Origin of the sequence: Micromonospora sp. B11E3 (genome assembly GCF_039871625.1) — a bacterium.
GTDB lineage: Bacteria > Actinomycetota > Actinomycetes > Mycobacteriales > Micromonosporaceae > Micromonospora.
In genome coordinates, this window is record NZ_JBDPMC010000011.1 from 102,387 (window position 1) to 124,165 (window position 21,779).

Annotated in this window: 18 protein-coding genes; 6 read left to right on the top strand and 12 right to left on the bottom strand. The window is 73.8% G+C overall.

The window, feature by feature from the left end; all coding sequences use genetic code 11:
* Window positions 1-226: 226 nt before the first annotated feature.
* Window positions 227-2,197: a penicillin-binding transpeptidase domain-containing protein gene (locus ABGB16_RS08900; RefSeq protein WP_347667488.1), complete on the top strand. Its 1,971-nt coding sequence runs from the start codon at window positions 227-229 to the stop codon at window positions 2,195-2,197.
* Between the two features lie 512 nt (window positions 2,198-2,709).
* On the opposite strand, the gene ABGB16_RS08905 is transcribed toward ABGB16_RS08900, so the two are convergent.
* The 6 genes from ABGB16_RS08905 to ABGB16_RS08930 form a co-directional block, all read right to left on the bottom strand.
* A complete protein-coding gene (locus tag ABGB16_RS08905) occupies window positions 2,710-3,831 on the bottom strand; it encodes an arginase family protein (RefSeq protein ID WP_347667489.1) in 1,122 nt (373 codons plus the stop codon).
* A gap of 65 nt (window positions 3,832-3,896) precedes the next feature.
* Entirely contained in the window at window positions 3,897-4,820 is a 924-nt protein-coding gene (locus ABGB16_RS08910; RefSeq protein WP_347667490.1) for a tetratricopeptide repeat protein, read from the bottom strand.
* A gap of 121 nt (window positions 4,821-4,941) precedes the next feature.
* Complete coding sequence (locus ABGB16_RS08915; RefSeq protein ID WP_347667491.1) at window positions 4,942-6,630, bottom strand: methylmalonyl-CoA mutase family protein; 1,689 nt, start codon at window positions 6,628-6,630, stop codon at window positions 4,942-4,944.
* 132 nt (window positions 6,631-6,762) lie between these two features.
* Window positions 6,763-7,176 carry an Asp23/Gls24 family envelope stress response protein gene (locus ABGB16_RS08920; protein ID WP_347667492.1) on the bottom strand — a complete coding sequence of 138 codons (414 nt, stop codon included), beginning with the start codon at window positions 7,174-7,176 and terminating at the stop codon, window positions 6,763-6,765.
* Window positions 7,177-7,258: 82 nt separating this feature from the next.
* Window positions 7,259-8,194 carry a methylmalonyl Co-A mutase-associated GTPase MeaB gene (gene meaB, locus ABGB16_RS08925; protein WP_347667527.1) on the bottom strand — a complete coding sequence of 312 codons (936 nt, stop codon included), beginning with the start codon at window positions 8,192-8,194 and terminating at the stop codon, window positions 7,259-7,261.
* 127 nt (window positions 8,195-8,321) lie between these two features.
* Window positions 8,322-9,521 carry an acetyl-CoA C-acetyltransferase gene (locus ABGB16_RS08930; RefSeq protein ID WP_347667493.1) on the bottom strand — a complete coding sequence of 400 codons (1,200 nt, stop codon included), beginning with the start codon at window positions 9,519-9,521 and terminating at the stop codon, window positions 8,322-8,324.
* 61 nt (window positions 9,522-9,582) lie between these two features.
* Here ABGB16_RS08930 and mce point away from each other — a divergent pair, with 61 nt between their 5' ends.
* The 4 genes from mce (at window position 9,583) to ABGB16_RS08950 (ending at window position 15,975) form a co-directional block, all read left to right on the top strand.
* The gene (gene mce / locus ABGB16_RS08935) at window positions 9,583-10,050 is read left to right on the top strand and encodes a methylmalonyl-CoA epimerase (RefSeq protein WP_347667494.1); all 468 of its coding nucleotides are present in this window, start codon (window positions 9,583-9,585) and stop codon (window positions 10,048-10,050) included.
* Window positions 10,051-10,461: 411 nt separating this feature from the next.
* Window positions 10,462-11,826 carry a crotonyl-CoA carboxylase/reductase gene (gene ccrA / locus ABGB16_RS08940; protein ID WP_347667495.1) on the top strand — a complete coding sequence of 455 codons (1,365 nt, stop codon included), beginning with the start codon at window positions 10,462-10,464 and terminating at the stop codon, window positions 11,824-11,826.
* 400 nt (window positions 11,827-12,226) lie between these two features.
* Window positions 12,227-13,492, top strand: coding sequence for a cell division protein DivIVA (locus tag ABGB16_RS08945; RefSeq protein ID WP_347667496.1), 1,266 nt, complete (start codon window positions 12,227-12,229; stop codon window positions 13,490-13,492).
* A 173-nt stretch (window positions 13,493-13,665) separates the two neighbouring features.
* Complete coding sequence (locus ABGB16_RS08950) at window positions 13,666-15,975, top strand: hypothetical protein (RefSeq protein WP_347667497.1); 2,310 nt, start codon at window positions 13,666-13,668, stop codon at window positions 15,973-15,975.
* A gap of 62 nt (window positions 15,976-16,037) precedes the next feature.
* Here ABGB16_RS08950 and ABGB16_RS08955 read toward each other — a convergent pair whose 3' ends face one another.
* From ABGB16_RS08955 to ABGB16_RS08965, 3 genes are all read right to left on the bottom strand, one after another.
* On the bottom strand, window positions 16,038-16,838 hold the full coding sequence (locus tag ABGB16_RS08955) for an alpha/beta hydrolase (RefSeq protein ID WP_347667498.1): 801 nt from the start codon (window positions 16,836-16,838) through the stop codon (window positions 16,038-16,040).
* Between the two features lie 66 nt (window positions 16,839-16,904).
* A complete protein-coding gene (locus ABGB16_RS08960) occupies window positions 16,905-17,231 on the bottom strand; it encodes a hypothetical protein (RefSeq protein WP_347667499.1) in 327 nt (108 codons plus the stop codon).
* Window positions 17,232-17,373: 142 nt separating this feature from the next.
* Window positions 17,374-17,616 (bottom strand): hypothetical protein, encoded by a 243-nt coding sequence (locus ABGB16_RS08965; RefSeq protein ID WP_347667500.1) that lies wholly within the window; start codon window positions 17,614-17,616, stop codon window positions 17,374-17,376.
* Window positions 17,617-17,714: 98 nt separating this feature from the next.
* On the opposite strand from ABGB16_RS08965, the gene ABGB16_RS08970 reads away from it, so the two are divergent.
* A complete protein-coding gene (locus ABGB16_RS08970; RefSeq protein WP_347667501.1) occupies window positions 17,715-17,999 on the top strand; it encodes a hypothetical protein in 285 nt (94 codons plus the stop codon).
* A 78-nt stretch (window positions 18,000-18,077) separates the two neighbouring features.
* Here ABGB16_RS08970 and ABGB16_RS08975 read toward each other — a convergent pair whose 3' ends face one another.
* From ABGB16_RS08975 to ABGB16_RS08985, 3 genes are all read right to left on the bottom strand, one after another.
* Entirely contained in the window at window positions 18,078-19,868 is a 1,791-nt protein-coding gene (locus tag ABGB16_RS08975; protein ID WP_347667502.1) for a 3-hydroxybutyryl-CoA dehydrogenase, read from the bottom strand.
* 150 nt (window positions 19,869-20,018) lie between these two features.
* Entirely contained in the window at window positions 20,019-21,083 is a 1,065-nt protein-coding gene (locus ABGB16_RS08980) for an alpha/beta hydrolase (RefSeq protein WP_347667503.1), read from the bottom strand.
* 83 nt (window positions 21,084-21,166) lie between these two features.
* Window positions 21,167-21,586 (bottom strand): FHA domain-containing protein, encoded by a 420-nt coding sequence (locus ABGB16_RS08985; protein WP_347667504.1) that lies wholly within the window; start codon window positions 21,584-21,586, stop codon window positions 21,167-21,169.
* Window positions 21,587-21,779: the final 193 nt, after the last annotated feature.

Genomic DNA, 21,779 nt, shown 5'->3' on the forward strand with positions numbered 1-21,779 from the left:
CCCCGGCCAGATCGTTCATCAGGGGACCACTGGCCGGACGTCCGGATCCGGACTCCGTCCTTTCACCCGTTGCGGGTACGAGGTTGACCGCATTCTGAGTACCCCGACTCGGGATGTTCATCACCCTGTCGCGGCCGTCTTCCCGCACGTCGGCGGCCCGACGGGGCCGTGCGCGAGGCGCCGCCGTACTACGGTGACGGGCAGTCCGAGATCCGGAAGGACAGTCATGCGTCTGTCGTACCCGCTCCGCCGCCTCCGCCCACCACGCTCCCGACGGCCGCTCGCGGCGCTGGCCGCCACCGCGTTGGTCGCCGGCGCGCTGGTCGGCTGCTCGGACGCCGGCGGCCCGGAACGCACCCTGGACGCCTTCCTGTCCGGTTGGCGCACCGGCGACCTCCAGTCCGTCGGCTTCATCGACCCGACCCGGGCCAAGGTCCCGGCCGCGGAGGTGACCAAGGAGATCAGGCAGCTCTCCGGCGAGCTGGTGGCCACGCCGCCGGCGCTGCGCCGCACGGAGGACTTGGAGATCTCGGCCGACATCGCGACCGTCGGCGTACGCGTCGAGTGGACCCTGCCTGGCGGAACCCGCTGGGGGTACGACCGCGAGGTGCGCCTCGCCAAGGGCCGCGACGGCCAGTGGCAGGTGATCTGGGAGCCGCAGGTGGTCCACGAGCAGCTCGCCCGGGGCGACCGGCTCGGACTGCGCCGCGACACCGGCCCCCGCGCCGGCGTGCTGGACGGCGCCGGCGCGCCCATCGTGGCGCCCCGCCCGGTGGTCCGGGTCGGCCTCCAGCCGGGCGAGGTGACCGACGCCAAGTCCGTCATCCGACAACTCGACGCCGCGTTCCGCGCGATCCGGCCGGCGATCACCCCGCCGGTCGACCTCTCCGGCCTGCCGAAGCGCCTCGCCGAGGCCGACGAGGGCGCGTTCGTCGAGGTGGTGACGCTGCGCGAGGAGGCGTACCGGCAGATCAAGTCGCGCATCTACGACCTGCCCGGCACGAAGTTCCAGGCCGACAAGCTCGACCTGGCCCCCACCCGCGAGTTCGCCCGGGCCCTGCTCGGCTCGGTGGACCCGGCCCAGGCCGACGACCTGGCCGCCCACCCCGACCGGTACCAGCCGGGCGACCTGGTCGGCCACGGCGGACTCCAGGGCCGGTACGACGAACGGCTGCGCGGGGCCCCCGGGCTGACGGTGCTCGTCGAGCGCCGCGGGCCCGACGGGACGCTGGCTCCGACCGGCACCGAACTGTTCAAGCAGGAGCCGAAGCCCGGCCAGGCGGTGCGGACCACCCTCGACGTGGCCACCCAGAACGCCGCCGACGCCGCGCTGCGGGGCGAGAGGCGCCGCGCCGCCCTGGTGGCGGTGCGGATCAGCGACGGCGCCGTGCTGGCCGCCGCCAACGGCCCCGGCCCGGCCGGCGAGAACCTCGCCTTCACCGCCCAGGTACCGCCCGGTTCGACGTTCAAGATGGTCAGCGCCCTCGGCCTGCTCGACCGGGGCGCGGTCACCCTGGACGGCCCGGTCGACTGCCCGAAAACGTTCACGGTGGAGGGCCGCTCGTTCAAGAACTCCGACGACTTCGAGCTGGGCACGGTGCCGTTCCGCACCAACTTCGCCAGGTCCTGCAACACGGCGGTCGCGGCGCTGGCCCCGAAGCTCGGGCCCGACGGCCTCGCCCAGACCGGCCGGGCGCTCGGGCTGGAGGGCGAGTGGGATCTGGGCATGGACGCGTTCACCGGCAAGGTCTCGGCCAACGGGTCCCCGGTGGAGCAGGCCGCCGCCGCGTTCGGCCAGGGCACCACCGTGGTCAGCCCGCTGGCCATGGCCGCCGCCACCGCCGCCGTGGCCAGGGGCCGCTGGGAGCAGCCGAAGCTCCTCCTCGACCCCGTCCCGGCCAAGTCCGCCCCCGCCGGGCCGCAACTGCGGGCCGAGTCGGTCGAGCCGCTGCGGACGATGATGCGCGAGGTGGTGACCGCGGGCAGCGGCACGGCGCTGAAGGACGTCCCCGGCGCACCGGTGCAGGGCAAGACCGGCACCGCCGAGTACGACGACAACCCGGCGCACACCCACGCCTGGTTCGTCGGCTGGCAGGGCGACGTGGCGTTCGCGGTCTTCGTCGAGAAGGGCGGGGCGAGCACGGCCAGCGCCGTGCCGATCACCGAACGCTTCCTGCGCGCCCTCGCCGCCCGCTGACCGCCCACCGCGGGCGGAGCCGCGTCGCGGGGCGGAGCCCTGCGCGGCTGCCCCGGAACCCGCTGGCCGCGCCCTGTGGGGCTGCCCGGAGCCACCCTGTCGGGACGGGCCCTGTGGGGCTGCCCGGAGCCACCCTGTCGGGACGGGCCCTGTGGGGCTGCCCGGAGCCACGCTGTCGGGACGGGCCCTGTGGAGCTGCCCGGAGCCACGCTGTCGGGACGGGCCCTGTGGAGCTGCCCGCATGGACGGGGCAACCGCTGCGGCCCGCACTCCGGGCACCGGGCGCCCCGGGCACCAGGCGCCCCGGGCACCAGGCGCCCCGGGCACCAGGCGCCCCGGCCTGCGCGTCGGACCCCCGACGGCCCCGCAGCACCCGCCCCCGACGCCGGCCCGTCACTGGTCGTAACCCAGCGCCGACGGGCGGGCGCACGGACGGGGCAGCTCCACAGGCCGCCGGAAACGGATGGCCCGGCTGGCCGGGGCAGCGCCGGCCCGGCGACGATGGGCGCGCGTCAGGCGATGCCGGCGGCGGAATGCGGCGGTTCGAGCGGTGTGGGACCGACGAGCCCGAGGGACTGCGGCGGCTCGACCGGGTCCTTCGCCGCCCCGTCGGCCGGTTCGGTGGGCTCGGCGAGGCCATCGGCGAGGGTGGGACGACGGGCGGGGGCCCGGCGCGGGACGGGCGGCGCGGACGGAAGCAGGTGGGGTGGCACCGCGGCCGGGGCGGTGACCGGGGCCAGCCCGGCCACCAGGGTGTTGACGATCTCGGCGGCGTACGCGCCGTCCGGGTCGTAGTCGGGGTCGAAGACGGTCAGCTCGACGCCCAGACAGTGCGGCGTGCCCACCAGACCGGCCAGCAGGATCTCCAGCTCGGCGAAGGCGATCCCGCCCGGGTCGGGCGCGTCGACCGCCGGCATCACCGCCGGGTCGAGCACGTCGACGTCGATGTGCACCCAGTAGCCGGCGCAGTCGGCCAACTCCTCGTGCGCCCACTGGGCGGTACGGGCAGCGCCCTCGGCGCGCAGCGCCGGCACGGGCCGCGTGGTGATCCCGGCGGCCTGCAGGTCGAGGCGGTACTCGTCCTGGGCCCGGATGCCGAGGACCACCACGTCGATGTCGCGGAAGTACGGACGCCGCCCCTCGATGGCGGTCAGGTCGGCCTGCCCCCGCCCGGTGACCAGGGCCAGGTCCTCCCCCGCCGCCGCTCCGACGTACGAGGCGTTGCCGGGGTGCCGGAAGTCGGAGTGCCCGTCGACGAAGACCAGCCCGATCCGGCCGCCGACCGCCTCGCCGAGCCGGTGCATGGCCAGCGCCGAGCCGAGCAGGATCGAGCAGTCGCCGCCCAGGACCAGCGGGAACTCCCCCCGGTCGATGATCGAGCCGATCCGGTCGGCCAGCGCCGCCGAGTACGCGGCGATCCCCGGGGCGTGGCAGACTCCGTCGCCGGGGCGCCAGTCGCCGGGGTCGTACCGGGGCGGGGTGAGGCAACCGGCGTCCCGGGCCCGCAGCCTGGCGAGCAGGCCCTGGTCGCGCAGCGCCCCCGGGGCCTTGGCGCAGCCGGGGACCGAGGTCAGCGTCGGCGGGCGCAGCCCGAGGTTGGATGGCGCGTCGAGGACGGCGATGCGGCGCGTCATGGGCTCCCGTCCTCGGTGGGTCGGGCGGGCCGGCGACGCCGGCCCGCGCTGGCGTACGGCGGAACTCAGAACAGGGCGCTGGCCAGGGCCCGGCGGGCGGCGGCGACCGCGGGGTCGTCCGGCCCGGCGAGGGTGAAGAGGCCGACCAGGTGCTGGCGAACCCTCTCCCGGTCGTCGCCGGCGGTGCGACGCACCAGGCCGACCAGCCGGGCGTACGCCGCCTCGGCCTGGCCGCTGAGCACCTCGACGTCGGCGGCGAGCAGCTGGGCCTCGACGTCGTCGGGGTTGGCCTGGGCGGCGGCCAGCGCGGCGCCGGGATCGGCCCCGGCGACGCGGCGGGCCAGCCCGACCTGGGCGAGGCCGGCCTCGGCCGCGGCGTCCCCCGGCGTCTCGGCGAGGATCTTCCGGTACGCCTGCTCGGCGACGTCCAGGTCCCCGCTCATCAGGGCGTCGTCGGCCTCGTCGAGGCGCGGGTCCACCGGCTCGGCGGCTTCGACGCCGCCGGCCCGGAGCACCGCGGAGATCCACTGCCGCAGCTGGGCCTCGGGGACCACCCCGGAGAAGGCGTCGACCGGCTGCCCGCCGACGACCGCGTAGACCATCGGGATGCCCTGCACCCGGAACATCTGGGCGAGACGCGGGTTGGCGTCGACGTCCACCTTGGCGAGTACCCAGGCGCCGCCGCCCTCGGCGGCCAGCCGCTCCAGCACCGGCGAGAGCTGCTTGCAGGGCTGGCACCACTCGGCCCAGAAGTCCACGACGACGGGGGTGCTGAGCGACCGTTCGAGGACCTCGGACTGGAAGGTCGCCTCGGTCACGTCGATCACGGTGACCCCGCCACCGGTGGCGGCGCCGCCGGGCAGACCGGCGGGCGGGCCGGCCTGGGTCGGTGTGCTGGGACGGGCGGGGGCGGGCGCGGTGCTGCGCAGTGCGCTGAGGTCGACCGCGCCGCGGGTGAAGATCGACGAGGTGATCCGTGGGTCGCTCATGGTTACCTAGTCTCGCACGGCCGCCGCCCAAGTCAGATCAACCGCGGCGGCGACAAATGTGACTCTCGCGGCTGGTCGTCGGCGGTGCCGGAGCTCGTCCGGCACCGCCGACGCGCGCCGGTCAGAACCGGGCCGGCTCCCGGTAGACGCCCCACTCGGCGCGCAGCGCGTCACAGATCTCGCCGAGGGTCGCCTCGGCGCGGACGGCGTCCAGCATGGCCGGGATCATGTTCTCGCCGGTACGGGAGACCGCCACCATCCGCTCGACCGCGGTCTTGACGGCGGCGGCGTCCCGGGCCGCCTTGCGCTCGGCCAGCACCCGGCGCTGCTCCAGCTCGACCTCGTGCGAGATGCGCAGGATCTCCAGGTCCTTGGCGACCGTGCCGGTGTGGCAGTTGACGCCGACGATCCTCTTCTCGCCCTTCTCCAGCGCCTGCTGGTAGGCGAAGGCGGACTCGGCGATCTGGCCGGTGAACCAGCCGTCCTCGATGCCGCGCAGGATGCCGGAGGTCATCGGGCCGATCGGGTGCGGACCGTCCCCGCCGAGCTGCCGGATCCGGGCGAAGATCTCCTCCGCCTCGGCCTCGATCCGGTCGGTGAGCGCCTCGACGTACCAGGAGCCGCCGAGCGGGTCGGCCACGTTGGTCACCCCGATCTCCTCCATCAGCACCTGCTGGGTACGCAGGGCGATCTCGGCAGACTCGTCGGTGGGCAGGGCCAGGGTCTCGTCCAGCGCGTTGGTGTGCAGCGAGTTGGTCCCGCCGAGCACGGCGGCGAGGGCCTCCACGGCGGTGCGTACGACGTTGTTGACCGGCTGCTGGGCGGTCAGCGACACCCCGGCGGTCTGGGTGTGGAACCTCAGCCAAAGGGCCTTCTCGCTGGTCGCGCCGTAGACGTCGCGCAGCCAGCGGGCCCAGATCCGGCGGGCGGCCCGGAACTTGGCGATCTCCTCGAAGAAGTCCACGTGCGAGTCGAAGAAGAAGCTGAGCCCCGGGGCGAAGACGTTGACGTCCAGGCCCCGCGACAGCCCCAGCTCCACGTACCCGAACCCGTCGGCCAGGGTGTACGCCAGCTCCTGCGCGGCGGTCGACCCGGCCTCTCGGATGTGGTAGCCGGAGACCGAGAGCGGCTTGTACCGGGGGATCTGGTGCGCGCAGTACTCCATCAGGTCGCCGATCAGGCGCAGGTGCGGCTCCGGGTCGAACAGCCACTCCTTCTGCGCGATGTACTCCTTGAAGATGTCGGTCTGCAGGGTGCCGTCGAGGGTGGACAGGTCGGCGCCCTGCCGCTCCGCGGCCACCAGGTACATGCAGAAGACCGGCACGGCGGGGCCGGAGATGGTCATGGACGTGGTGACCCCGGCGAGGTCGATGCCGCCGAACAGCACCTCCATGTCGGCGGCGGAGTCGACGGCCACCCCGCAGTGCCCGACCTCGCCCAGCGACTGCGGGTCGTCGGAGTCGCGGCCCATCAGGGTGGGCATGTCGAACGCCACCGACAGCCCACCGCCGCCGGCGCCGAGGATCATCTTGTAGCGCTCGTTGGTCTGCCGCGCGTTGCCGAAGCCGGCGAACTGCCGGATGGTCCAGGTCCGTCCGCGGTAACCGGTCGGGTAGAGACCCCGGGTGTACGGGAACTCGCCCGGCCAGCCGATCCGCTCGAACCCCGGGTACGCGGTGCCCTCCGGCGGGCCGTACACCGGGTCGACGGTCATCCCGGAGAGCGTGGTGAAGTCGGCGTCCCGCTTGCGCGCGGCGTCGTAGCGGGCCTGCCAGCGTGCCCGTCCGGCAGCGATCTCGTCGGCGTTCATGGGCAGGGCTCCTCCTCGAGTCCTCGTCTGAAGACCGAGTGTAGAGCCCCGTCCTGAACGATCGCTAAGGCAGTTCGTACCGGCCGGTAATCCGGCCGGCCGGTACGCCCCGGGCGAGGAGGTCGCGACCGGTCAGGCGACGGGCGCGGCGGGGTCGCCCATCGCCACGTCGTCGACCCGGATGTTGATCTCGTCGACCCGCAGCCCGTACGCCTCGACGGCCTCCGTGACCTTCACCCGGACCGCATCGGTCACCTGCGGCACCGGCTGGCCGGCGTCGATCACGATCACCAGGTTGACCACGGCCGCCCCGTTGGTGACGTGGGCGGAGCAGCCCCGCCGGGCGTCGCCCACCTGGTCCAGCCCGACCTTGTCCAGCACGGCGTTGAAGAACCGGGCCACGTCGCCGCCCAACTCGGCCACCCCGGGCACGGACTTCGCGGCGGCCACCGCGATCTTCTCCACCACCTCGTCGGAGACGAGCGTGCTACCGCCCGCCACCGCGTCCGGCGTCACCGACAGCTCCTGGGTCACCTCGTCAGCCATGCTCTCTCCCACAGGCTCGCACCGCCCCACGGGTGCGTGGAGCGGTGCGAGCGTACTAGTTCCGGGCCTGCGGGACGGGCACTCAGGAGCCCAGCTGGGACAGCAGCTCGTCGGCGGCGGCGTACGGGTCGAGCGACCCCTCGGCCACCTTCGCCGCGAGCGCCGGCAGCTCCGTACCGTCGCGTAGCGAGCCGATCCGGTCCCGCAGCGCGCCCAGCGCGATCGCCTCGATCTCGGCGGCGGCCCGCGCCTCCCGACGGCGGCGCAGCTCGCCGTGCCGTTCCAGCCAGTCGCGGTGCTTGTCGATCGCGGCGGCGACGTCGTCGATCCCCTCGCCGCGCGCGGCGACCGTGCGGACCACCTGGGGCCGCCACTCGCCGGGGCCGCGCTCGCCCAGGGCGATCATGCCCTGGATGTCGCGGACCGTGGCGTCGGCGCCGTCCCGGTCGGCCTTGTTCACCACGAACACGTCGGCGATCTCCAGGATGCCGGCCTTGACCGCCTGGATCGCGTCGCCCATGCCCGGGGCGAGCAGCACGAGCGTGGTGTCCGCCAGGGAGGCGACCTCCACCTCGGCCTGCCCCACGCCGACCGTCTCGACCAGCACCACGTCGCAGCCGGCGCCCTCCAGCACCCGCACCGCCTGTGGCGTGGCCGCGGAGAGGCCGCCGAGGTGGCCCCGGCTGGACATCGAGCGGATGTAGACGCCCGGGTCGGTGGCATGGTCCTGCATCCGCACCCGGTCACCCAGGATCGCCCCGCCGGTGAACGGGCTCGACGGGTCGATGGCCAGCACCCCGACCCGGCGCCCGCGCGCCCGCAGCGCCCGGACCAGCTCGTTGGTGGTGGTCGACTTGCCCACCCCGGGCGAGCCGGTCAACCCCACCACCTGGGCCTGCCCGGCGTACGGGGCGAGGGCCGCCGCGACCCGCGGCAGCACCTCGTCGCCGGACTCGACCAGGGTGATCAGCCGGGCCACCGCGCGGGGGTCTCCCGCGCGGGCCCGTTCCACGAGCATCGGCACGTCCCGGCTGCGCCGCACCGGGACGGCGACCCGCTCCACCTGTTCGCCGCTCACTGTGCTTTCTCTGTTCGCGACTGCGGGGCTCGCAAAACCGGCTCGCTCCTCGCGCTCACTGCGTCCCTTACTGGCCGGTCTCGCCCGGTGCCGGGACGTGGATGATCAGGGCGTCGCCCTGGCCGCCGCCGCCGCACAACGCCGCCGCGCCGGTGCCGCCGCCGCGCCGCTTCAGCTCCAGCGCGAGGGTGAGCACCAGCCGGGCGCCGGACATGCCGATCGGGTGGCCGAGCGCGATCGCCCCGCCGTTGACGTTCACCTTGTCCGGGCTGATGCCCAGGTCGCGGGTGGACTTGATGCCGACGGCGGCGAACGCCTCGTTGATCTCGACGAGGTCGAGGTCGGCAATGCCCAGGCCGGCCTTGCGCAGCGCGTGGTTGATCGCGTTCGAGGGCTGCGAGTGCAGGGAGTTGTCCGGGCCGGCCACGTTGCCGTGCGCGCCGACCTCGGCCAGCCAGGTCAGCCCCAGCTCCTTCGCCTTCGCCTTGCTCATCACGACCACGGCGGCGGCACCGTCGGAGATCGGCGAGGAGCTGCCGGCGGTGATCGTGCCGTCGGAGGTGAAGGCTGGACGCAGCTTGGCCAGCGAATCGACCGTCGTGTCCGGGCGGATGCCCTCGTCCTCGCTGATCACCAGCGGGTCGCCCTTGCGCTGCGGGATCACCACCGGGGTGATCTCGTCGGCGAAGTGGCCGTTCTTCTGCGCGGCGGCGGCCCGCTGGTGGCTGGCCGCGGCGAACGCGTCCTGCTCCTCGCGGGTGATGCCGTGCCGCGCGCCGTGCCGCTCGGTGGACTCGCCCATGGAGCAGCAGTCCCAGGCGTCGGTCAGCCCGTCGAGCGCCATGTGGTCGGAGACCGTGACGTCGCCGTACTTGTAGCCGGACCGCTGCCCGAGCAGCAGGTGCGGGGCGTTGGTCATCGACTCCATGCCGCCGGCCACCACGATGTCGAACTCGCCGGCCCGGATGAGCTGGTCGGCCAGGGCGATCGCGTCCAGGCCGGAGAGGCAGACCTTGTTGATCGTCAGCGCCGGCACCGACATCGGGATGCCGGCCTCGACGGCCGCCTGCCGGGCCGGGATCTGCCCGGCGCCGGCCTGCAGCACCTGGCCCATGATGACGTACTGCACCTGCTCGGGGGCCACCCCGGCGCGCTCCAGGGCCGCCTTGATCGCGACGCCGCCGAGCTTCGTCGCCGGAAGGTCCTTGAGGTTGCCCAGCAGGCGCCCCATGGGGGTCCGCGCGCCGCTGACGATCACCGAAGCCATGCCTGCCTCCGAGGGGGTGCCGACCTGTACACCTTAACGATTGTTCGGTCAGACTAGCGCCATGGCTGAGAACACCCCCGTCGAGACCGCTGCCGACTATGTCACAGACATCGGCCTGCTCCGCATCGACCACGTCGGGGTCGCGGTCGCCGACCTGGACGCCGCGATCGACTTCTACCGGAAGACGTTCGGGATGCGCTGCGTGCACGTCGAGACGAACACCGAGCAGGGCGTCCGCGAGGCGATGCTGGCCGTCGGTCCGACCGCCGAGGGCGGCTGCGTGCAACTGCTCGCCCCGCTGACCCCGGAGTCGACCATCGCGAAGTTCCTGGATCGCAGGGGCCCGGGGATCCAGCAGGTGGCGTACACCGTGGCGGACGTCGACGCGGCCTGCGCGGCGCTGCGCGAGCGCGGGATACGGCTGCTGTACGAGACCCCCCGCCGGGGCACCGCGAACTCCCGGATCAACTTCGTCCACCCCAAGGACGCCGGCGGCGTCCTCGTCGAGCTGGTCGAGCCCGCCCACTGAGCCCCGCCTGTTCCACGGCCGCTTCGCCTGATCCACGGCCGTTTCGCCTGATCCACGGCCGTTTCGCCTGATCCACGGCCGTTTCGCCGACATGGCGGTGTCCATACGCCCCGGATACCGCCATGTCGCCGACACGAGCCCCGCCCCCGGCGTACGCGCCCCGCCCCCGGCGTACGCGCCCCGCGCACGCCGGTGCGCGGTCACGCAGGACTTCGGGCAGCTCCACGCATCGGCCGATGCGGTTTTTCACAGAACCCTTCCTGACCTAACTACCGCTCAGTAACGTCCGCCCAACAGGAGCGCGACCGACGCCGAATGTGTCGGACGGCGACATGGCGGTCCATCCGCACCCGTGCCGACGATAGGCAGCACCCAGGCCCCGGCGCGGGCGCCGACGAACGGGAGGTCACCGTGCAGGACATCCTCGAAGCGATCATGGCGGCGGAGGGCTCCGACCAACCCGAGCGGCACCTCGCGGGCATCGCCGGCCTGCCGGTGCCCGAGAGCTACCGGGGCGTGGTGGTACGCGCCGACGAGACCCGGATGTTCGAAGGCGTGGCGACCCGCGACAAGGACCCGCGCAAGGCGCTGCACGTCCAGGAGGTCCCGACCCCGGAGCTGGGGCCCGGCGAGGCGCTGGTCGCCGTCATGGCCAGCGCCGTCAACTACAACACCGTCTGGACCAGCATCTTCGAGCCGGTCTCCACCTTCAGGTTCCTCCACCGCTACGGCCGGATCTCCCCGCTGACCGCCCGGCACGACCTGCCGTACCACGTGGTGGGGTCGGACGCGGCCGGCGTGGTGCTGCGTACCGGCCCCGGGGTGACCCGCTGGAAGGCCGGCGACGAGGTGGTGGCGCACTGTCTGTCGGTGGAGCTGGAGGACGCGGCCGGGCACGACGACACGATGCTCGACCCGCAGCAGCGGATCTGGGGCTTCGAGACCAACTTCGGCGGGCTCGCCGAGCTGGCCGTGGTCAAGGCCAACCAGCTCATGCCGAAGCCGCGCCACCTGAGCTGGGAGGAGGCGGCCAGCCCCGGGCTGGTCAACTCCACCGCGTACCGGCAGCTGGTCTCGCACCACGGGGCGAACATGAAGCAGGGCGACGTGGTGCTGATCTGGGGCGCGTCCGGCGGCCTGGGCGGCTACGCCACCCAGCTGGCCCTGAACGGCGGGGCGATCCCGGTCTGTGTGGTGTCCTCGCCCGACAAGGCCGAGCTGTGCCGCCGGATGGGCGCCGAGCTGGTGATCGACCGGTCCGAGGCCACCGGGGAGGGCTACCGCTTCTGGCGGGACGAGCACACCCCGGACCAGGACGAGTGGCGGCGCTTCGGCGAGCGGATCCGGGAGCTCACCGGCGGCGAGGACCCGGACATCGTCTTCGAGCACCCGGGCCGGGAGACCTTCGGCGCCAGCGTCTACGTCGCCAAGCGCGGCGGCACCGTCGTCACCTGCGCGTCGACCAGCGGCTACCAGCACCAGTTCGACAACCGGTACCTCTGGATGCACCTCAAGCGGATCGTCGGCAGCCACTTCGCCAACTACCACGAGGCGTGGCAGGCCAACCGGCTCGTGGCGCTCGGCCGGATCCACCCGACCGTGTCGCGGACGTACCCGCTGGAGCAGACCGGCCAGGCGGCGTACGAGGTGCACCGCAACCTGCACCAGGGCAAGGTCGGGGTGCGCTGCCTGGCCCCGACCGACGGCCTCGGGGTACGCGACCCGCGGCTGCGCGCCCGGCACGAGGACGCGATCAACCGGTTCCGGGGGCGCTGACCACACCGCCGCGCGACGGGCCGGCGGGCCGGGGGGCCGGGGGGATGCCGGGCGGTTCGCGCGCCGCGACGGTCGCCCGCCGCACGCGCCGTCCGGGCGAGGCCCGGGCGGCCGTCCGGTGCTTGGCACGTGCCTTTCGGCACAGGCCGCCGTACGCCGTCTCAGGAAAGAACCGTCAGTGATCGACAAAGGGTCGCGGGGAGGCCGGGCGACCCCTTATTCCCGTCCGCTCGCCCGGCCGCCCGACCCGGCCCGGACCTGCGGGATCGTCGTCCGGCACCGGCCCTGCGCGCGACCGCGGGCCGGCCGGGTAAAGGCAGCGAGTTGACCATGTGAAGAGGACCCGAAAGCCGCGCACCGGTCTTGCGAACCACCCCGGGGCGTCTGCCACTATGTCCCAATGCCCCAGCAGCAGTCCTCCCCTCTTGCGTTCTTCGATAACGCGAACTCGCAGCCAGACTTCACCGTTGGCCTGCGCGGATACAACGTCGGCCAGGTCGATGACTTCATCGGTCGGCTGACCGCCGCGCTGACCCAGTCAGAGCAGGCCCGCGCCGAGGCCGAGCAGCGGATGAACGACGCCCAGCGTCGGCTCCGCCAGGCCGAGCAGCGCCAGAGCGCGCTGGAGCAGAAGCTCGCCGAGACCAACAAGCAGCTCGAGGAGAACAGCCGGCCGACCCTCTCCGGCCTGGGCACCCGGGTCGAGCAGATCCTGCGGCTGGCCGAGGAGCAGGCCAACGACCACCGCAACGAGGCCAAGCGCGAGTCCGAGGGCATCCTCTCCGCGGCCCGCCTCGAGGCCCGCGAGATCACCGACAAGGCCCGCGCCGAGGCCGCCGCGATGAAGGCCACCGCCGAGCGCGAGGCGGGCAGCGTCCGCACCGCCGCCGAGCGCGAGGCCGCCGAGGTGCGCGTGCAGGCCCGCCGGGAGGCGGACACCCTGCGGGCGGACGCCGAGCGCGAGACCAAGCAGCTGCGCACCGTCACCGCACACGAGGTCGCCGAGCTGAAGTCGACGGTCGAGCGCGAGGTGGCGACGCTGCGGGCGACCGCCGAGCGGGAGATCACCCAGCAGCGGGCGAAGGCGGCCCGGGAGGCCGAGGAGAAGCGCGCCGAGGCGACCAAGCTGCTCACCGACGCCCGCGACAAGCGCGACAAGGACCTTCAGGCCCTGGAGCTGCAGCTCGCCGAGCGGCGTGAGAAGGCCGAGCGCGAGGAGTCCGAGCGGCACGCCGCCCAGGTCGCGCAGACCCAGAAGCTGGTCAGCGAGGCCGAGCAGCGGGCCCGGGCCGCCCAGGAGCGGGCCAAGGAGATCGAGCAGCGCGCCGAGGCGCGCCGGGTCGAGTCCGAGCGCACCGCCAACGAGACGATCGAGAAGGCCAAGGCGCTCTCCGAGAAGACCCTCAACGAGGCCAAGGCCGAGGCAAACCGCCTGGTCACCGAGGCCCGCACCGAGGCCGACCTGACCACGCAGGCCGCGCGCCGCGAGGTCGAGGACCTCACCCGACAGAAGGACGCGGTCACCGCGCAGCTCGGCCAGATGCTCTCCGGCCTGGCCGGCATCGTGCCGGGCGTGCCGGCGGCGACCCCCGCGGCTGCGCCGGCCAAGCCGGAGGCCAAGGCCGACGCCAAGGACGAGTCGGTGAGCACGGAGTCCGCCGGCTGACACCGCGCGGCCGGGGCATGAACGGCGCGGGGCGACACCGGGTCACCGGTGGACCCCGCGCCGTGTGCGTTTCCCAATCCCTGGCATGCCCGGGTACGAACCGGGTGAAGTAGGTCCCAACAGGCGCGTCCGTATCGCCCCGGCAGAGCCGGATGCGTGTGAGGATGGGGGGCATGTCGCACGGCGAGGAACTGTTCGCCCTCGGCGGGGACGTGACCACGGAGCCCAGCTTCGAGTCCGCCCTGCGGGGGTACGAGAAACGGCAGGTCGACCGGTACGTCGCTCGCGCCGAGCACGAGATCGCGACACTGACGGCCGAGCGGGAACAGGCGTACACGCAGATCCACAAGCTCGCCGGCCAGGTCGAGGTGCTGCAACGCGACCTCGCGCAGGTGCGCAAGCAGATCGGGGTGGTGGACCGCGCCTCGTTCCGCCACCTCGGCCCCCGGGTCGAGCAGATCCTCACCCTCGCCGAGGAGCAGGCCGACGCCATCCTGATCGCCGCCAACGAGGAGATCGAGGCGCGGCGGGCCGCCGCCGAGCACATCGTCGCCGAGGCCAAGGAGCAGGCGGCCCAGGCGCTGAAGGACTTCGAGATCGCCCTCGCCGCCCGGCGGGCCGAGGAGGAGCGGCACAGCAAGGCCCGGCGCGACGAGGCGGACGCCGCCCTCAAGGCCGCCAAGGAGGACGCCGCCCGGCTCCGCACGACCACACAGGACGAGGTCGCCCGGCTCCGCGCGAACGCCGAGGAGGAGGTCGCCCGGCTCCGCGCGACCGCCCGGGAGGCGCTGACGAAGGCCCAGCAGGAGGCCACCCAGCTCCGCGACACGGCCAAGGAGATCCACACCCGGGCCCAGCAGGAGGCGACCAAGCTGCGCGAGGCGGCCAAGGAGGCGCACGCCAAGGCCCAGCAGGAGGCCACCCAGCTCCGCGAGGCGGCCAAGGAGGTGCACGCCAAGGCCCAGCAGGAGGCCAAGCGGCTCACCGACGCGGCCACGGAGGCCGGGCGGGCCACCCACGCCAAGGCGCTGCAGGAGGCGAAGCGGATCACCGACGACGCCGAGGCGGCGGCGAAGGGCACCCGTGACCGGGCCCGGCAGGAGGCGGAGCGGCTCACCACCCAGGCCGGTGAGGCGGCGAAGCGCCAGCGCGCCGAGGCCGAGGCGTACGTGCAGCGGATGCGCACGGAGACCGAGGCGTACGTGCAGCAGACCCGGTCCCAGACCCAGGAGGAACTGGGCGCGTGGCGGGCCGGCGTCGAGAAGGAGGTCAACGGCCGCCGGGAGGCCGCCGACCGCGAGCTGGTCCAGCGCAAGGCGGCCGCCGAGCGGGAGTACGCCGAGCGCCGCGACTCGCTGGAGCAGCAGTTCACCGCCCGGCAGGCCGAGTTGGAGCGGCAGTACACGGCCCGGCGGGAGGAGATCGAGGAGGGCGCCGCGGAGATCCGTCGCGCCGCCGAGCAGGACGCCCTGGCGATGCGTCAGCAGGCCGAGGAGGAGGCCGCCGAGCTGCTGCGCCGGGCCGAGGACGACGCGAACGACAGGCGCCGCAAGGCCGACGAGCACGTCTCCGCCTCCCGCCGCCAGTTCGAGGAGTACGCGGCCACGACGCAGCAGCACCTGGCGACGACACAGCAGCACCTCGCGGCGACGCAGCAGGAGGTGGCCGCCGGCCGGCAGCAGCTGGCGCACGTGATGCTGGAGATCGCCAAGGCCCAGCAGCAGCTGGCCGACCTGCGGCAGGAGACCTGGCAGTCCCGGCAGGAGTCCGACGAGCTCCAGCGCCAGCTGCTCGACCTGCGGCAGCAGGCCGCCGCGGCGGGCCTGTCCGCCGACGGCGCCGGTCCCGCCCGGGTCGGCCCGGCGAGCCCGGCCCCCGCCGCCCTGGCCGAAGCCGCACGGGCCGGGGCCGTCGACGCCCCCGCCCGGGTCAACGGTGTACCGATCGGGGCCGCCACCGCCACCGCCACCGGCACCGGCCCCACGGACCCGACCACCGGGCCGGTCAGGGCCGAGCCGACCGACGAGCCCGCCAGGGCCGGGGCCGCCCCGTCCGGGCCCCCCACCGCGGCCATCAGGGCGACCGCCGACGCCGGCTCGGCGAAGATCTCCCCGGCCGACGCCGCCGCGCCGGCGACGACGCCCACGGCCGACGATTCGCCGACAACGCCCACAGCCGACGGTTCGGCGCCGGCGAAGCTCGCCCCCGCCGACGAAGGCGCGCCGACGAAGGCCACCCCGGCGGACGGCACCGGGCCCGCGAAGGCCCGGCCGGTGGGCGAGCCGGTCACCACGGTGGACGGCGGAGCGGCGAGCGCCGGCGTGGACGGGGAGCCGACGATCGCCGCGGTGCCCGGCGAGGGTGGCCGGGAGGCCACGCCCACGAAGATCACCAGCACCGGCGAGAACGGCAAGCGCCCGACGAAGCCGACCACCGACGAGCGGAGCGCGAAGCCGAGCAAGGTGACCGTCGAGTCCGAGTAGTCCTCGGGTGGGTGCGGTCGGGGTGGGGCCCGCCGTGCCCGGCCCCGGGCGGTCGGGGCGGGTCAGGTGGGGCGGGGGCCGGGGACCGGGGTGTCGGCGAAGGCGGCGACGGTGCGATCGGCGTACGCGCTGACGTCGCCGGTCTCCATCGGGCCGTCCCAGGTACGCGGCAGGGGCAGCGGGGTGCCCGGGGCGACCCGGCGGACGATCTCGTCGAGCACGGCCTCGGCGTCGCCCACCCAGAGGTGCTTGGCGCCGGGCATCCCGACCACCTCGGCCTGCGGCACCGCCGCGAACCGCCGTCGGGCCTCGTCCGGCCGCAGGTAGTCGTCGAACTCCGGCACCAGGGCGGTCAGCGGCTTGCCCGCCTCGGCCCAGTTGCTCAGGTCGTCGGGGGTGGAGAAGCGCAGCGGCGGGGAGAGCAGGACGGCACCGGCCACCGCCGGGTCGCAGCCGTACTTCAGCGCCAGGTCGGTGCCGAACGACCAGCCGACCAGCCAGATGTTCGGCAGCTCGGCGAACTCCGCGTACTCGATGGCGGCGGCGACGTCGAACCGCTCGCCGACCGCCGCGTCGAACTCGCCCTCGCTGGTGCCGCGCACGCTGCTCGTGCCCCGGGTGTTGAACCGGAGCACGGCCAGGCCGGCCAGCGCCGGCAGCCGCCACGCCGCCTTGCGGAAGACGTGGCTGTCCATCATCCCGCCGTGGGTGGGCAGCGGGTGCAGGCAGACCAGGGTGCCGACCGGCTCCCGGTCCACCGGCCGGGCCAGCTCACCGACCAGGCGCAGCCCGTCGGCGGTGTGCAGCTCGATGTCCTCCCGGAGACCGGGCAGGATCGACGACGCGCGGATCGGTGTGCTCACCGCCCAAGTCTCGCGCGCCGCCACGCGTCCCGCCCGCCGGGGCGGAAACGGGGTGACCCAGATCGCTCAGCCGTACCGGGGAGCGCCGCGGCCCCGCTGGATCCTCGGGCCGCGCCGGTCCCGGGCCCGCCAGCACCCGCTGTGCCAGTGCCGGCGGTCGGTCAGGTCCCCCCGGTCGTCCGCCGGCCAGGCCACCACGTGCGCCACCCCGGGCCGGATCTCCTGGTCGCAGCCCGGACAGCGGTACGTCTTGACCGACGCGCCGCCCGAGATTCCGCGTACCTGCCAGTCGCCGTCGCGCCACTGCTGCACCGAGGGCACGCCCTGCCGGGCCCGCTCGGCGTCCAGGTGGGCGTGCTCGTCCCGCCGGGGACGGTTGCGACGGGGGCTCACGGTCAACAAGCGTACGGGCCGGCGCCCCCGACCAGCCCGGGGCAGGCCGTCCGGCCGGCGATCCCGGCCAGTCTCAGGTCTCCCGGCCAGTGGTGGTCAACAGGTCAGCAAGCGCCAACGCGGCCCCGAACGCGCGGAGCGGTCATTCCTCCCCGTCCCGGACGATTTGCCGGATGCGCTCGCGCGAGTAGCCGGTGACCGCCACTATGTCGACCTGTCGCGCCCCCGCCGCCGCCTCGGCCCGGATCGCCTCGGCCAGTTCGGCGCGCGCCGCGTCTACCCGGGATCGGGCCTCGGCGATCAGCCGGGCGGCCCGCTCCTCCGCGCGGGGCACGCCAGCCTGCGCCGCGCGAAGCTTCCGTACCGCCGCCTCCAGGTCCGCCACTTGGCCATCGTCCCTGGCCAACCGTTAGGCCAAGCCAACAATCCCCTTGATTGGCCAATTACATCTCTTGCTGATTGGCCAAGTTAATGGTGTGATACTTGGCATCGGCTCAGCGCCTGACGGAATGCGTGGCATCGAAAACCTCAGCGGGGATCGAGCGGGAGAAGGGGACCGACGTGGCCGAGTTCCAACCAACGGGGGCGATCGTGGTCGGCCCGCGTGAGCTTCCGACGGACGGGCGGGCGTGGGTCTGGATCGACAGCGGAAGCGGTCCGGGGCACAAGATCAGCGTTCGCCACGAAGACCTGACGCTCTCCGAGCTGGACGACGGCCAGGGCCAGGCGGCCATTTACAACCTACGCACCTACCGCTGCCGGAGGTGACCCGATTCCCGGCGCACGGAACCCAACCGCCTCTTGGGCTGGGGTTCCGTCGTCTGCGGATTCAGGTGGCGACCCGGGTCAGCGGCTGGTGTGGTCGCGGAACCCCCGGCCGCTCTTGCGACCCAGGTAGCCGGCGGTGACCAGGTGCTCCAGCAGCGGCGCCGGGGCGAAGCCGGGCTCGCGCAACTCCAGGTACAGCTCGCGCTGGATGGCCAGCGCGACGTCCAGGCCGACCACGTCGAGCAGCTCGAACGGCCCCATCGGGTAGCCGCAGCCGAGCTTCATCGCGTGGTCGATGTCGTCGGCCGTGGAGTAGTTGGCCTCCAGCATCCGCACCGCGTCGTTCAGGTACGGGAAGAGCAGCGCGTTGACGATGAAGCCGGACCGGTCGCCGCAGACCACGCTGGTCTTGCCGAGCCGCGCGCAGACCGCCCGGGCGGTGGCGGTGGCCTCCCCCGAGGTGCGGATGGTCCGCACGATCTCCACCAGCGGCATGATCGGCGCGGGGTTGAAGAAGTGCAGCCCGAGCACGTCGGCCGGCCGCTGGGTGGCCATCGCGACGTCGATCACCGGCAGCGACGAGGTGGTGGTGGCGAGCACGACGCCGGGCTTGCAGATCTCGTCGAGGCTGGCGAAGAGGGCCTTCTTGACGCTCAACTCCTCGACGACCGCCTCCACCACCAGGTCGACGTCGGCGAGGTGCTCCAGGGCGGCCGACCAGGTGACCCGGCCGAGCGCGGCGTCCCGGTCGGCCTCGCTCAACTTGCCCCGTACCACGCCCTTGTTCAGCGAGGTCTTGACCGCCTCGCAGACCTTCGCGGACTTCTCCGCGCCCCGGGTGACCGAAACGACCTCGTACCCGGCCTTGGCGAAGACCTCGATGATGCCGATGGCCATCGTCCCGGAGCCCACCACACCGACCTTGGCGGTCGCCCGGGCGCCGTCGGTCAGCGCCGGCTCCGCCGCCACGGGCGTGTGCTCGTCCGGTACGACCTTCGGCGAGCCCGGCCGTTCGTACGTGTAGAAGCCCCGGCCGGACTTGCGGCCGAGCAGGCCCGCGGTGACCATCTGCTTGATCAGCGGCGCCGGGGCGTGCCGGCGGTCCCGCCCGCCCCGCCGGTACATCGTGTCCAGGATCTCGTACGCGGTGTCCAGGCCGATCAGGTCCATCAGGGCCAACGGGCCCATCGGCAGGCCACAGCCGAGCTTCATCGCGGCGTCGATGTCCTCGCGGCTGGCGTAGCGCGCCTCGAACATCGTCACAGCGTGGTTGAGGTACCCGAACAGCAGGGCGTTGGCGATGAAGCCCGCCCGGTCGCTGATGGTGACGTCGACCTTGCCGAGGCGGGCGCACAACGCCTCCACGTCGTCGACCACGTCGGACGAGGTGACCACCGTACGGACCACCTCGACCAGCTTCATCACGGGCGCCGGGTTGAAGAAGTGGATGCCGATGACCTGGTTGGGCCGGGTGGTGGCGACCGAGATCTCGGTGACCGACAGCGACGAGGTGTTGGTGGCCAGGATCGCCTCGGGCTTGCAGACCCGGTCCAGCTCGGCGAAGATCCGCTGCTTGAGGTCGAGGTGCTCGGGAACCGCCTCGATCACCAGGTCCACCGAGCGCAGCGCGTCCAGCCCGACGGCGAAGTGCACCCGGGACATCAGCGCGTCCCGGTCGGCCTCGGCGAGCTTGCCCCGGGCGACCGCCCGGTCGGTCGAGCCGGTGAGGTTCGCCCGGCCGCGCTCCAGGGCGGCGTCGGAGATCTCGACCGCGACGACGTCGAGGCCGTTGCGCGCGAACACCTCGACGATGCCCGCACCCATGGTGCCCAGCCCCACAACGCCCACGCTGGTGAACTCGCGCGCCACGACCGGCCTCCCCAAAGTCCGCGGGACCGCATGAACGGCCACTAAGGTTATGCGCGCGAGTCTGCCACGTGACGCTCGGTTGTCGAGACGCGGTGGACTATCTCACGGTCCGTGCCGGCTTGCCGCACAGTCGGTGCCGCCGCGCCCGGCTCAGACCGTCGCCGGCACCCCGGCCAGCGCCAGCAGCTCGGCGACGAACTCCACCGGCCGTTCCAGGTGCGGGCTGTGCCCGCAGCCGGGGAGCACCACCTCCCGGTACGTCCCGCCGGCCGCCGCGTACCGCTCGAGCACCGCCCGGGTCTGGCCGACCATCGGCTGCGGCGGGCAGTCCGCCGCCCCCGGCCAGCCCGGCACCGCCCCGAGCGAGCCCAGGTACGCCAGGTCGAACAGCGAGGTGTCCGAGACGATCACGTCGGCGTCCCCGCGTACCCAGGTGACCGGGGGCTTGGCGGCGACGGACACCAGCTCGTCGGCGATCCGGAAGTGGGTCGGGGCCAGGGCGTTGAGCACGCCCCGCCCGCCCGGCGCGGTGCCCGGCCAGTGCGGCGATCCGGCGGCCGTGCCCGGGTAGTTGTCGTCCCCGGTCGCGGTGGACAGCACACTGTCCAGCAGCAGCTCCTCGTCCTCGCCGAGCGAGGCGGGGTCGGCCACGTACGCCGTCCGCAGCACGTTGCGCGGGCTCGTCGGGCCGTCCGTGCCCCGGTCACCGGCGGCCAGCCGGGCGACGAAGTCCGCGTTCGCGGTGCCGGCACCGGTGCCCGCGAAGTCGGGAGTGGTCGGCGTGCCGTCGAGGTCGCGGGTGCCGCCGAAGCCGTACGGGGAGACCGGCGCCTCCAGCAGCAGGCCGGCCACCCGGTCGGGGCGGTCGACCAGCAGCCGCATCGCCACTCCCCCGCCGAGCGAGTGCCCCACCACCACGGGCCGCGCCCCGGCCGGGAACAGCCCCGGCGCGTCGAGCAGCGCGGCGACGTCGTCGGCGAAGTCCCGCAGCCCCCGGGTGGCGTCCACCGGGGCGATCTCCGTGTCGCCGTACCCGCGCAGGTCGGGAGCGACGACCCGGAGGGTGGGGGGCAGCCGGCGCACCAGCGGCTCCCAGAACGCCGACGACGAGCAGTTGCCGTGAATGAACAGCACAGGCACCCCGTCCGGCGGTCCGGCGACCCGAAGCCGCTGGACGATCCCGTTCGCCGTGCGGGTGTGCTGTGCCGTCTCCATCCGCGGCATCGTGCCACGTCCCGCCCGTCCGCTCCATGTGGCCATCCCACTGCCCACCCGGGTCCGGGGTGTGTGCGCGCGCCTCAGGCCCTGGTGGCGGGCGGGGCGGGCAGCGGTAGCGGCAGGGTGGTGCGCCGGTCCCGACGACGACCACCGAAGGCCAGCCCCACCGGGTCGGTACGGGCCAGTCCGGGGTCGAAGAAGCGCAGCTCGGTGCGGCCCACCCGGAGCACGTCCCCGTCGGTCAACTGCTCCGGGCCCTCGATCCGGCGGTCGTTGAGCCAGGTGCCGTTGGTCGAGCCGAGGTCCATCAGCGACACACCCTCGGCGGTGAGCCACACGGTGGCGTGCCGGCGGCTCAGGTGCGGGTCGTCGACTCCGATGTCCGCGCTCGACCCGCGGCCGATCACCTGCGGTCGCGGGCTGAGCCGGAAGCTCGCCCCCCGCATCGGCCCGCCCGCCACCGTCAGCAACGGCAGCAGTTCCGGAAAAAGGTCCTCCATGGACGGTACGCCTCCAGCCACCAGGGTTCGGGCGTCAGACTGCCATCACACCGCACCCGTCCCCACCACCACAAGGTCACCCCAGCGGCACCGGCCGGACAGGTACCGTTGGCCGGTTCGGCACCCGACGTCCCTTTCCGCCCGCCGACCGTCGGCCCCTCGGTCCGCCGCCGGCGGACCTACCGACGGGTAG